The 11,633-nt window shown below is 67.9% G+C and carries 12 protein-coding genes and 4 pseudogenes; 4 read left to right on the top strand and 12 right to left on the bottom strand.

What is annotated here, in order from left to right; all coding sequences use genetic code 11:
- Positions 1–419, top strand: a pseudogene (locus ACZ7L0_RS27875) (hypothetical protein); the annotation flags it as partial.
- Positions 420–817: 398 nt separating this feature from the next.
- Here ACZ7L0_RS27875 and ACZ7L0_RS27870 read toward each other — a convergent pair.
- The 6 genes and pseudogenes from ACZ7L0_RS27870 to ACZ7L0_RS27845 all read right to left on the bottom strand — a co-directional run bounded on the left by ACZ7L0_RS27870 (position 818) and on the right by ACZ7L0_RS27845 (position 3,829).
- Positions 818–1,876, bottom strand: a complete 1,059-nt coding sequence (locus ACZ7L0_RS27870; protein ID WP_471245299.1) for an FAD-dependent oxidoreductase — start codon at positions 1,874–1,876, stop codon at positions 818–820.
- Positions 1,831–2,121 (bottom strand): annotated as a pseudogene (locus ACZ7L0_RS27865) (FAD-dependent oxidoreductase); the annotation flags it as partial. The pseudogene ACZ7L0_RS27865 and the gene ACZ7L0_RS27870, both read right to left, overlap by 46 nt.
- Positions 2,018–2,308 (bottom strand): Ku protein, encoded by a 291-nt coding sequence (locus ACZ7L0_RS27860; RefSeq protein WP_471245344.1) that lies wholly within the window; start codon positions 2,306–2,308, stop codon positions 2,018–2,020. The gene ACZ7L0_RS27860 and the pseudogene ACZ7L0_RS27865, both read right to left, overlap by 104 nt.
- A gap of 113 nt (positions 2,309–2,421) precedes the next feature.
- Positions 2,422–2,925 (bottom strand): hypothetical protein, encoded by a 504-nt coding sequence (locus tag ACZ7L0_RS27855; RefSeq protein WP_471245347.1) that lies wholly within the window; start codon positions 2,923–2,925, stop codon positions 2,422–2,424.
- 167 nt (positions 2,926–3,092) lie between these two features.
- Positions 3,093–3,323: pseudogene (locus ACZ7L0_RS27850) on the bottom strand (JmjC domain-containing protein); the annotation flags it as partial.
- A 335-nt stretch (positions 3,324–3,658) separates the two neighbouring features.
- Positions 3,659–3,829, bottom strand: a complete 171-nt coding sequence (locus ACZ7L0_RS27845; RefSeq protein WP_037661814.1) for a DUF5670 family protein — start codon at positions 3,827–3,829, stop codon at positions 3,659–3,661.
- A 439-nt stretch (positions 3,830–4,268) separates the two neighbouring features.
- On the opposite strand from ACZ7L0_RS27845, the gene ACZ7L0_RS27840 reads away from it, so the two are divergent.
- The 3 genes from ACZ7L0_RS27840 to ACZ7L0_RS27830 all read left to right on the top strand — a co-directional run bounded on the left by ACZ7L0_RS27840 (position 4,269) and on the right by ACZ7L0_RS27830 (position 5,770).
- Positions 4,269–4,967 carry an HNH endonuclease family protein gene (locus ACZ7L0_RS27840; protein WP_471245298.1) on the top strand — a complete coding sequence of 233 codons (699 nt, stop codon included), beginning with the start codon at positions 4,269–4,271 and terminating at the stop codon, positions 4,965–4,967.
- Positions 4,964–5,245: a hypothetical protein gene (locus ACZ7L0_RS27835; protein WP_471245297.1), complete on the top strand. Its 282-nt coding sequence runs from the start codon at positions 4,964–4,966 to the stop codon at positions 5,243–5,245. The genes ACZ7L0_RS27840 and ACZ7L0_RS27835 overlap by 4 nt, the downstream gene beginning before the upstream one ends.
- An 81-nt stretch (positions 5,246–5,326) precedes the next feature.
- Entirely contained in the window at positions 5,327–5,770 is a 444-nt protein-coding gene (locus tag ACZ7L0_RS27830; RefSeq protein ID WP_471245296.1) for a hypothetical protein, read from the top strand.
- A gap of 72 nt (positions 5,771–5,842) precedes the next feature.
- Here ACZ7L0_RS27830 and ACZ7L0_RS27825 read toward each other — a convergent pair whose 3' ends face one another.
- From ACZ7L0_RS27825 to ACZ7L0_RS27800, 6 genes and pseudogenes are all read right to left on the bottom strand, one after another.
- Entirely contained in the window at positions 5,843–6,622 is a 780-nt protein-coding gene (locus tag ACZ7L0_RS27825; protein ID WP_471245295.1) for a recombinase family protein, read from the bottom strand.
- Between the two features lie 79 nt (positions 6,623–6,701).
- Positions 6,702–8,072: a DUF7779 domain-containing protein gene (locus tag ACZ7L0_RS27820; RefSeq protein ID WP_471245294.1), complete on the bottom strand. Its 1,371-nt coding sequence runs from the start codon at positions 8,070–8,072 to the stop codon at positions 6,702–6,704.
- Entirely contained in the window at positions 8,044–8,763 is a 720-nt protein-coding gene (locus tag ACZ7L0_RS27815; protein ID WP_471245293.1) for an NB-ARC domain-containing protein, read from the bottom strand. Before ACZ7L0_RS27815 ends, ACZ7L0_RS27820 begins: the two co-directional genes overlap by 29 nt.
- A 152-nt stretch (positions 8,764–8,915) precedes the next feature.
- Positions 8,916–9,392, bottom strand: coding sequence for a hypothetical protein (locus ACZ7L0_RS27810; RefSeq protein WP_471245292.1), 477 nt, complete (start codon positions 9,390–9,392; stop codon positions 8,916–8,918).
- Positions 9,393–9,580: 188 nt separating this feature from the next.
- Positions 9,581–10,234 (bottom strand): Tn3 family transposase, encoded by a 654-nt coding sequence (locus ACZ7L0_RS27805; protein WP_471245291.1) that lies wholly within the window; start codon positions 10,232–10,234, stop codon positions 9,581–9,583.
- 70 nt (positions 10,235–10,304) lie between these two features.
- Positions 10,305–11,219, bottom strand: a pseudogene (locus ACZ7L0_RS27800) (Tn3 family transposase).
- Positions 11,220–11,633: the final 414 nt, after the last annotated feature.

Genomic DNA, 11,633 nt, shown 5'->3' with positions numbered 1-11,633 from the left:
CCCTGGCTCGGCAGGCGGTTGACGCCGGTGACACTGGCGCCCTGCGCCGCCTGGCGGTGATGCGGGAGGAGGCCGGGGACCAGGAGGGCGCCGAAGCCCTGGCTCGGCAGGCGGTTGACGCCGGTGACACTGGCGCCCTGCGCCGCCTGGCGGTGATGCGGGAGGAGGCCGGGGACCAGGAGGGCGCCGAAATCCTGGCCCGACAGGCCGCCGACGCCGGAGACACCGAGGCCCTGCGCCGCCTGGCGGTGATGCGGGAGGAGGCCGGGGACCAGGAGGGCGCCGAAACCGTCTACCGGCAGGTCGCCGACGCTGGCGACGCCACACTTTCGTTCTACCACCAGCTGGAAGAGGCTTTCAGGAAGCGATGGCCATACGGCTTGGACCCGGACGGCACGCCTACGTCCCCATGGCAATGATCCACTCGTCGGTGGCCACGGTGGAGCGTCTGCCCTCGTGATCGAGAACAGCCAGTGAGTCAAGGGGCGGCCAGGGCAGGGAGAGCACGATTTGGAACGGTCAGGCCCTGAAGAACTGATGAGCGCGCCACGGCCAGACCCATGGTCGGGCCGCGCTCACCACCGACCATGACGGCGCGAGCAGTGCCGCGGCGGGACGCCCGGGCGGATGAATTTTCTCCCTCGCGTACACGGCGGGTATCTAAGCCCGGGACGCGCAGGTCGGGCCCGGGCCCCCGCCGCGCTAATCGCACCTCGGTCACCCGGACTACGAGCGCATCTGCGATACGGCTACTGGTGCGGCGGCTGCCATCCGCCCGAGACGAAGCAGCCACCGCATTCCCCCGCGAGGCTGGTCATCACTTGCGCCCCGACCGCACGCGCCTCAGCCAGCCGCTGCTGACGTGCCGCAGCGCCAGCACCCCCACGACGAGATCCAGGCCGCACAGGCGCGCCAGACGGTGGACGCGCTCGGCCATGCGTTGGCAGTCTGCGTACGGGAGGGTGGTGTGCTGCACTGCGTAGGAGAGCGACATGACGCGCTGGCCGAGGATGCGGTGGAGCAGCTCGATTGCCTCTCGGCGGGCGAGCACGTGGGGGCGGCGCGCCCCTTCACGCAGCGTGTCGAAATTCTTCATGGAGAGGTCCGCCAGCACATCCAGATGCGGCTTGCGGTGTCCCTGGTAGGCCGCGAACGCCAGGCCGCAGTCCCCGGAATGCGTCACGATGCACTCGGCGTCCTCGAGACCCGCGTTCATGCCCTGCCCGTAGAAGGGCACCACGGCACGAGCTGAGTCGCCGATGAGCACCACCTTGTTCGCGAACCGCCATGGCGAGGTCCTGACCGTGGCGAACCCGGACGGTGAGCCGCGCAGGAACTCCTGCGCTGCGTCCGGCATGAACGGAGCGACGCCGTTGAAGTGGCACCGGAGGAACTCGTCCACTGCGGCCGGCGTGGTGATGCTCTCGAAGCTGTCCTCGCCGACCGCGGGCAGTACGATCACCGCGTTGAACGACCTGTCGGCGTTCGGGATGGCGAACATCATGAGCTGGCCCCCTGGCCAGGCGTGAAACGCGTTTTCGGCAAGAACTCCCGCCTCAGCGGCTTCTGCCGTGACGGTGAACTCCTTGTAGCGCCACGGAACATGATGAACGCTGAAGTCGGCGAGCTGGCCCCTCTGCATCTGCTGCCGGACGGTTGAGGATGCTCCGTCGGCGCCGACGACCATGTCGGCGGTCACCTCGCGGCGCTGCCGCGTCTGCTGATCGACGACGGTGACGGTCGCGGTGGCGGGCTCCAGCTTCGCGCAACGCTGCCCGAAGAACAGGCGGACGTTGGGTTCCTGGTCGGCCGCGTCGGCCAGGAACCTCGTCAGAGCGGCCCGGGACGCGGCTTGCAGAGGTCGGCCGTAGGGCATCTGGCTGTGCGATCGGCGGTGTGCACGACGCGCCCGTGCAGCGGCGTGCACAGCTTATCCAGCACCTGCGCCTCCAGGTCGAGGACGCGCAGCGCGGCGAGCCCCCGCTCTGAGAGCGTGACGTTGATCGACTTGCCGGGCTTAACCCCCTCGTAGCGCGGGTCCGGCCGCGCCTCGAAGAGCTGTACGCGGTGTCCGCGACGCGCGAGCAGGAACGCCGAGAAGAGGCCGACGGGCCCGCCGCCGACGACGCAGCAGGCGGCCGTCCCGGAGGGCGACGCCCCGCCCTACCTCGGAGTACGGGATCTCGCGATCCTCCGCAGCACAGAAGCGGCGGTGCTGAACGCGGCTGCCGTCGGCGGTGTGGATCTCATGGAGCCGTACCGTGTGCGCTTCAGTGGCCGCGTACAGCTGGACGGGGATCACGACCATCCCGAAGGCGATCGTGCCCGACCAGGTGGCGGTGGCGCTCATGCTTCCAGCGTCGGCGGCCGCGGATCCCTCCGCATCCGGGAAAGACCGCAGCCGCGCGTTGGGGGGCTCGGTCAGCGGTGGCGGAGTTCCCCGGCCCAGGTCCGGAGCTGGTCTTCGAGGACCAGGTTGTCGCCGCGGGCGACCGTCTGGAGCAGCTGCGCGCACACGGTCGCTTCGGCGGCGAGGCCGGCCGGGCTGCCCAGGACGGGGAAGGCGGCACGGAGGCGGGCGGCGACGTCCGGCTGGAGCAGCGAGTAGGCGTAGAGCGTGGCGGCGTCGAACCCCTCCGGAGCCGGCCCCCAGCCCTCCCAGTCCAAAAGTCGCAGGGGCTCGGTGAGATTCGCCCAGTGCACGTCGGCATGGGCAGTCGTCCAGCAGGTCACGGCCGGGGCCGGAATGCCGACGAACTCGGGGATCGCCCGGTCCATGTACTGCTGACGCACGGCGATGCGGTCAGTGACAGTCGCCGACACTTTCTCCAGCGCCTTAGCCAGGTCGGCCCACCAGGAGTCCGGCAGCTGGAGGTCGTGCTGGAGGATCGGGTCGCCGGACAGGACCGGCTGGTCGACGCGCACCGACAGCTCATCTGGTCCACGGCGGCCTGGACGTCCGGCGCGGCGAGCAGTGGCAGGTCGCGCCGCCAGTCCTCGTGCGTGAGCAGTTGCTCGGACACCCACGTCGTCAGGTCGGTTGCCGTGTGGGTCTGCAGTCCGCAGGTGACGTGCAGGGAGCGGGTGCCCTGGTCGGCGGAGACCGCGTGCCACACGCGGCGCGGCACGTACAGGATGTCGCCCGGCCGCAGGACCAGGTCGGCGACCGGCTCGGTGGGCGCCTCGCCTGGGTCTTCGATGTGGCGGTACAGCGGGAACGGGCGGGTGGTGCCGTAGATAATTCGACGGCGCAGGGTTGCGCTCGAGTCCACGTTCGTCGGCCGCTGGCTGTCGGCCCCGTGGGTGCTGGGCTTGTCGGCCATCGAGGCTGACATCGTGCGTGAGTGGCTGACGTGGCGCCGGTCGGGATGGAGGGCGTGTTGTGGACATAGCTGCCAGGGCCGAACTGCGTGGCCTGGCCACCCGGCCGAATGAGATGCATTCCGACGCACCGGCCGCGCAGATAGGAGGAGCAGGGTTCCACTGCTGTGTCTGCGGGGCCGGTGCATGACTCACGTACCCTGCGGTGCGTCCGATAAGCCCGATCCCTCCCAACCGCCGCAAGGGCGCTTCTCCTTAACGCGAGTGGGCCCGGCCGTGTCGGCCGGGCCCACTCCTTGCTCGCGGTGGCGCGCTCCTCGCGCTGGGTGTCGTTGGTCTACCAGCGGTACCAGCGGCCCTTGCGGCCTCCGCTGTCCGCGGACCGGACGACGAAGCCGAGCAGCCACACGATGAGCACGATCACTGCGATCCACCACAGTGCCTTCAGTGCGAAGCCCGCACCGAAGAGGATCAGAGCCAGCAGAAGAACCAGAAGCAGGGGAACCATCGTTCTCAACCTCCTGGCCACCGGATGCTCTTACATCAGCCCTACAAGCACACAAAATATGAGTTACTTCCAAGGGATGAGGGGCATATGCGCGCCGCGTGCCGTGGATGGTTACCCCTTTTTCGCACCGCACGCACCGCAGACACGCAGCGTGTATCACTCAAAGCGATGCCATGGCCTTGGATTTACCGGGACCGTTGTGGGTCGCATGTACAGCTGACGCCCGAGGCTGCGAACCGATGGAGCTCGGAAGTGAGTGACGCCATCTCTTCCCCCGCGGGCGAGCAGTCGCCTCAAGCAGGGGGCCGTTGATGGTTCGTTTCTCCGGTGAACACCCACCCGCCATCCGAGTGATGCCGCTGACGGTACGCCCGCACCGGCGCGCCAGGACCGCTACCTGTCTTGATCAGCTTCATTGCCGATCGAGAGAGATGAGCGCATGCATCTGTTCCACACGAAGCTTGCCCTGGTCACCGCGGCGGTCGCTGCGCTGCTCACCCCCCTCAGCTCCGCTCCCGCGGCTGCGGCCGCGTCCGCAGTGCCCGCCTTGCACATGGCCGGTGCCCCGAGCGTGCGCCGGGATCTTCCCGAGCCGCCGCCGGCCGATGTCGTCCGCAAGGAACTCGGTGAACTCACCGTCGCCGCCCCGCATCCGATGACCGGCTACTCACGCGCGAAGTTCCCCCACTGGATCACCCAGTACGGCGCCTGCGACACCCGCGAGACCGTCCTCGCCCGTGACGGCCAGGACGTGGTCCAGGACGAACAGTGCCGGGCCGTCTCCGGGACCTGGTACAGCGCCTACGACGGGAAGGTCTCCACCAGGCCGTCCACCGAGGTCGACATCGACCACGTCGTTCCCCTGGCCAACGGATGGCGCTCCGGAGCCGATGAGTGGACCACCGCCAAGCGCCGCCAGTTCGCCAACGACCTCACCAACCCGCAGCTGATCGCCGTGTCCGCGAGCTCGAACCGGCAGAAGGGCGACCAGTCCCCCGACCAGTGGGCACCGCCGCTGCGCTCCTACTGGTGCACCCACGCGCGTGCCTGGACTCACGTGAAATACGTATACGAGTTGAACATCACCGAGCCGGAGAAGAGCAAGCTGGACGAGATGCTGGATACCTGCCCCGCATGAACACCAGCCCAGACACCGATACGTACACCAGCACCGTCACCGCCGGCCCGGGCGGGGCGATGACCGACGAAGTCGGCATCATCACCGGCGACCTCACCGTCCACACCACCCTCACCGACGACAGGCACAGCGCACACGTCGCGGTCCAGTACACCGGCGCCGACGAGTGGTACACCCTCACCGGCAGCCCCGCCCCCATCCCACAAGGAGGCCTCGCCGCCTACCACCGTGACCTCCTCGGCCGCATCCGGCGCGGCCAGGGCGCCACGGCCACCTGAACCCGGCGCATCGGCAGCTCCGGCCGGAGCTGCTCCTGCACCCCGGGTTCTGCCTGCATCGGGCGTGGGTAGCGTGTAGGGATGACCAGCGGGCGAAGGCAACGTCGGGACGGTTCACCCAAGCGCGTCCAGCTGACGAGCGGGGATCATGGCGGGCCGAAGGGCAAGAAGTCCAAAGGCCGGCCGGCGAAGACCATCTCTCCCGGCGGCCAGGCCGCGCGTGCCGCAGGGCTACGCGAAGTGGAACGCTTCCGGGAATCCATCCGCGCGGCCGAACAGCGTCGAGCAGCACGCCGGGAGCCAGCATCTGCAGAACTACTGCCGGCCGGCACCGACCAGCAAGTGACGGAACAAGGGGATCTCGTCGACGCGCACGCCGCGCTACGCGCTCACCTCACGCAGTGCCTCCAAGCAGCCCAGGAGCACAACTGGAGCCTGCTCAAGGACAGTGCCAGTCAACTCGCCCAAATCGCTGAGCTTTTCGAGGCCGAAGCCGGCTCACCACCGAAAGGCCATGCCGGGTGACGCCTTTGCCGGGCAGCCGAAGTCTTAAGACGGCTTGTGAGCGCACGAGGCGGCCCGAGGCAGGTCTCGGCATCATCGACTTAAGACAAGGATCGGCCCGGACAGCGCAAGCTGTCCGGGCCGATCCGAAAACAGTGGTCGACGGCGATGTCCCGGCCCCGCGCGTGGACGCGCAGCCGCGACTCGCCCTCCCTTCAGCTCGGGCACGTACTTGTAGATCGTGTTCCTGCTGACGCCCAAGAGCTTCGCGATGGACGTGACGGTGTTCCCCGGGCGGGTGAGCAGATCCCGGGCGTGACGCACCTGTTCCTCGGTCATGGCCGGCGGACGACCCAGCCGGGCGCCCCGGGCGCGGGCGGCGTCCAGCCCCTCGTTGGTGCCCTGCACGATGAGTTCCCGGATGAACTCCGCCAGCGCGGCGAACACGCGGAACACCAGGCGCCCGCCCGGCATGGTGGTGTCGAGTGCCTCGTGCAGCGAGGTGAATCCGACGCCGCGCTTGCGTAGGTCGGAGACGATCGCGATGAGGTCCTGGATCGAGCGACCGAGCCGGTCCAGGGACGGGACGACGATGTTGTCTCCCTCGCGGAGGTAGTCGAGCGCCTTCCACAGTTCCTCGCGCTCGGCGTTCTTGCCGGACTTCTTGTCGGCGAAGATCCGGATGCAGCCCGCTTCGGTGAGTGCGTGGATCTGCCGGTCGAGCAACTGTCCCTTCGTCGATACACGGGCGTACCCCACGAAGGCGCCGGTCCGTACAGCGGGGACGGGGGTGAGGAGATCGGCGGTGTCGTCGGAGGGTGTCTGCACCCGCGGGATCGTACAGAATAGGGTGCCACTCAAGTTCTTGAGCACGTCGACTTTCTGACACCGTTTTACGAGCATGATCCCGGCGTCGGCCCGGACGCGAACCCCCGCTAATTGATCTTGCTCATTAATCGTTCGATTCTTGAGCGCCCGTTAGCTCGGCCTCACCTCGCCACCGGGCAAGTTCACGCAGAGTTCTGAGCGTGTCAGGGGCTTCGGGACCCAGTACGCGTTCCTGGTCACGAGCCAGCAAGGTGAGAGCTTCCGCGGCCCCGCCAGCGTCCCCAGCCTCGCCCTGCCACCGAGCCAGGCCGTATCGGAGGTCAAGAAGGTCCGGGTGGTCGGAATCCGCGATCCGTTCGAATCGGCTTAGTAGGCCCTTCATGGCTTCTACGGCAGCGTCGGGATCTCCTGCCTTGCCAGTCCACCAAGCAAGTGCGTACCTCGATTCGAGGGCGTCGTAGGTGTCGGCGCCCAGCGCCTTTTCGCGGTCGATTACCAGTCGGGTGAACATGGCCACCGCGCTGGCTGGGTCTCCCGCCTTGCCAGTCCACCACGCGAGGCTGTGTCGGCTGCTTAGGGTATCGGGGTGGTCGGATCCCAACTTCCATCTCCGGACCCATAGCAGCCTCCTGAAGGACTTCGCGGCTCCGGAGGCGTCTCCTGCGCGGCCACGGAATGTGGCCAGAGCGTGCCAGGCACCGAGCGTGGCGGGATGCGTGAAGCCTCGGGCCCAGATCTTGGAGCGGCGCAGTTTCTTGAAGTCTGCCGCGGCCGTGGCGGCGTCTCCTGTCCAGCCGCGGCACCAGGCCAGAGAATGGCGAGCTTCGAGCCTGTCAGCGCGCTTGCGGCAGGCGTTGGCAAGCTGGCGGAAATAGGCGACTTCGGCGGCCTCTTGTCCGCTCGCTCCTAGGCTGTTGCCAGCCTCGAATAGAACTTGGTGCGTGCCGTCCTTGTGGAGTGCATGTTCGGCGTGGGTAGTGAGGGCTGCGGTGTTGGCACGCAGAGCCTGGGCTAGCACGGTATCGAAGTAGCTGTCGGGCCAGACGGCCATGAGCGTGTCAGCGGCGGTGCACGCAAGAAGGTCACGCCGGCGGGGAGTGAGAGTCTCGCGTACGGCTCGCTGCACGAGCCGGTGTACGCGAACGGTTTCGTGGGGGTTCTCGGGGTCGTGGTTGATGAGGCCGAGCCGGTGCAAGGCACGCAGGGCCTCCCGGGCTTGTTGCTCCGAGACGTTGCTCAGTGGCGATCGTGAGCGCAATCGCCTTGACAAGAGCCGGGTGTAGCCGACGGAATGGGTGGTGAGATGCCGACGAGCGGACTCGCTGGTGAGAACAGCTTCTGGGATTCCGTTGGGGTTGAGCATCGCGATCAGATGCAGCATGGGGCGGGCCAGGCCGACGGGACGCAGCTCGTCGGCGCGATCGAGACACAGAGACCATGCGGATGTGACCCGGGTGGTCTGGTCATCACGGAGCCGGTCGGGCAGGTGCGCCATCAAGAGTCACCGTGCGGTCGGCCAGCAGCCGACGGTAGGAAGCACAGTCCAGACCGGAATCGATGAGGTAGGCGGCACTCTGAGACAGGGCGAGCGGCAAGTGATCGACGTCTTCGGCGAGGGCGGCGAGCTGATCGGGGTCGTCGCGACGGTCGTGTGCGGTGAGCGTGGCGTTGAGGTAGGCGACGGCCTCAGCGGGGGTGAACAGTTCCACAGGCACTTGACGCCAGCCCGCGCCTGCCAGGGCTGCATCCCTGCGGCGGGTGGTCAAAACGGTCCGGCCGTGGGGACTCGTCGGCGGCCACAGTTGGCGAAGGTCATCCGGATCGGCCAGGTCATCCAACACAATCATCCAGCGGCACTTGTCCATGCCGGGCTTCGGTTCCAGCCAGGCAAGGAACAAGGCTGCGGCTTGGTCCGGGGCGGCGCGGTCACAGCCGAGGAGTTCGGATGCGGCCTGGGCGTAACCGTTAACCACAGCGGTGCGGGTGGCTGCGGTAATCCACACCAGCAGGTCCAGTTGCCCGGCCTTCCACAGGGCTCGGGCTTGGTAGGCGGCGAGCTGTGTCTTGCCGACTCCGCCCATGCCAGTCAGGACCTGGTTCGGCACTGCGTCGGCTCCCTCCGTCACCGCCTGTTCCAATCGTTCCGTGGCGGCAGTGGTCTGAAAGACGGCGGGTTCCTTCGGCATGGCGCCGATTTGGCGTGGCCAGATGACCGCAGATCGGGGTGCCGCATGGTAAGCAACGTTGGCGACATATCCGATGGCGACGCTGCCATCCTTGGCGTGAGCGGCCAGACCGGCCGACGCCGTCCAGGGCGGGCTGGGGGTAGCCGGTCCGTTCAGCCCTGGGACGGATCCGGCACCTGAGGGCGGTCGATGTGAACGCCCCCGTGCAAGACTCCAGCCCCGACTGAACCCCCATCGGCGTGTATGTTCACCGAGCCGCCGACGGCCAATCCGCCCTGACCTGCCGAGACTGGCCCTTGGCCCGTGTGCTGGGCCAGCAGGACACGCAAGTCCTCGGCAGCCTGAGCGCGCTCGCTAGCGTCCAGACTTTCCAGCAGGGACTCGATGCGTGCCTGCCACGTTGCTTCCTGACGGATACGCACACGCTCGGTCACGGTCGTCCTTGCGACATCCAGCTCACCCGCCGTCTGGTCCAGCCTTTCCAGCTCCGCCTGCTCGCGCTGGCTGTCCCCTCGGCCGAACCAGCGCGCCATGGCCTGCCGCAGCCCCGTCCACATGTCAGTCCCGGCAGCCTGCACGACCGCCGTACCGCCCGCCTCCGCCAGCACCACCAAAGCGTGCTCCAGCATCCCCTACCCCCTGATCGGCCTACTGGCACGTTAGCGCTGCAAATAGCGTCACGTAGCGTCGTTGAGATATCACGCTTCCGAAGCGCTCTCGGTTCCGCACGGTGTCGCGGTGAGCACCCCGCCCTTCGGCGTAGACGTGCTGGGCGCTGCCCTCACTCGCAATTCGGCGTCGGCAGAAATGGCTCGACTCACCGTCTCTCTGGAACTGCGTGTGCGACGTCGTCCGCCGGTGTGCGAGGTCCGGGCACACCAGCCGCAAGCTCCAGGCGGCTGTCCATGTCGAGGTTGACCTCTCCGTACGGGCGGACGTGGGACCAGAACAGCGGGGTCAGGCCGCGCCGGTCGGCGGGGGTGAGGAGGTCCGTCCATTCCGGTTCGCCGAGGATGTCCTGGAGCATCAGGGTGTTCACGAAGACCAGGGCCGACTGCAAGATTCGCAGGCACAGGACGAACATCTCCTGCTCGTCGCGCCGGTTCGAGGCGATCTCCCCGCCCTTGCCGTAGGCGATCACGGAGTTGGCGCCGTTGGAGGACTCCATCACGTTCAGGCCCTCCTCGATCTCCCGCTGAAGATCCCGAAGCCGCAGGTAACGGGCCACAAAGATGGTCTTCTGCGCACGGCCCACTTCCAGCATCGCCGCGTAGGTGGGATGGGAGGCGTTGCGGGTGAAGCGGCGTAGGATCGCCTCGGTCGACGCGGTCCGCGTGCGGATCGCGGTCGCGTACTTGATCATCTGATCGTACTGCTGGGCGATGAGTTCCCAGCGGATCGGGCGGGTCAGCGCCGGGGTCAGCCGCGGGTAGGCGTCCGGCTCGCCGGCCACCGGCCGGTACAGCTTCACCTTGTTGATCCGCTTGACGCGGCAGCAGGTCGAAGTTCAGCAGCCGCGTGATGCCGAACCCGATTTCCGACTAGCCATGACTGTCCGTGTAGTTGGCCTCGACGTCCATGGTGGTGCCGTGCCGCATCGCGCCCTCGACCATCGCGGCGACCTCGGAGGCGGTGCAGTTGATCAGCTGGGAGTGGATGGCCAGGGACTTCTTCTCCACGTGCTAGTAGATGAGCACCCCTCGGCCGCCGTAGCGCGAGTGCCACTCGGTGAACAGGTTCTGGTCGTAGGCCCGCACGTGGGTGGAGTCGGAGGCGACCGCGGTCGAGCCCTGGCCCCACAGCTCGGTGCTGCGGGCGGCGAAGGTGGCGTTCGCTATCTGGATGGCGATGGCACGGGCGGCCTCCGCGGACAGGTACCGGCGCCGGACGTAGCGCAGTTCGTCCTCGGTGTGGCCGTGGCCGCCAGAGGCGACGGCCTTGATCCCGGTGTTCGTGCCGTAGGCGTAGATCACCAGCAGCAGCCGCTCGGCCAGGACCTCCGTCGAGAGGGAGCCGCCGCCGGAGACCGAGGTGACCGCGTCCAGGCAGCCGGTGCGCAGGACGGCCTCTTTGAGCATGTCGATGAGCGGCACGATGCCCCACCGGTGCTGTACCTCGCTCTTGATCCTGCGCAGGTTGCGCGGCTCGGGCTGGGCCTCGGCCGGGGTCAGCCGGACCGCCCCGGACTTCCGCTCGGCGATGTCCAGCCAGCTCAAGCGCGGCATCCCATCGTTCAGCAGCGTCAGTTCGGTGGTCATCTGCTCGCGCAGCTCGTTGATGAAGTCGGCCGCGTCCAGCGGCTTGCGCAGCTCGCGGTAGTTCTCCTCACGCCGCTCAGCGAAGTCCTGGGGCAGATCCTCGTCAGGGTTGCGCCACTTGTCGGCGCCGACCACCCAGATCTCCTTGCACTTGAGCTGGTCGCGCAGGGCCTGGAAGGCAACGACCTCGTAGACCATCCGCACCACCCGGCGCCGGCCGCGTTTGTCGGTGCGGTGGACGACCTCGGCCCAGTCCCCGCCCATCGCCTTGTGCACGGGCACGGTCTCGCCCAGCGGGTAGTACGTGGTGTTGCCCGCCGCCGCGTACCGGGCCACCAGCGCCAGCGCCTCGATCACCGGCCGGTGCGTGTGGTTGGACGAACGGAACTCCAGCACGTCCAGCAGCTTGATCAGCCCGCGCCGGTAGTGGTTGGTGTACGACGCCTTCAGCGTCGTCTGCACTGTGCGCCGGCAGACCGGGCCACGGGTCTTGAACTCGTACACCAGCTCCCGCAGCGTCTGCTCACCGCCCGACACCGCCGGATAGACGACCTCGCGGACCGTGCCCTCCGGCTCGCCGATCGACGCCTCGGCGAGCTTGAAGAGGATGTG

The sequence above is a fragment of the Streptomyces sp. NPDC039424 genome, assembly GCF_055639495.1.
The sequence above is the reverse complement of the archived record's forward strand: the minus strand, read 5'-3'. Positions and strand labels throughout refer to the sequence as shown.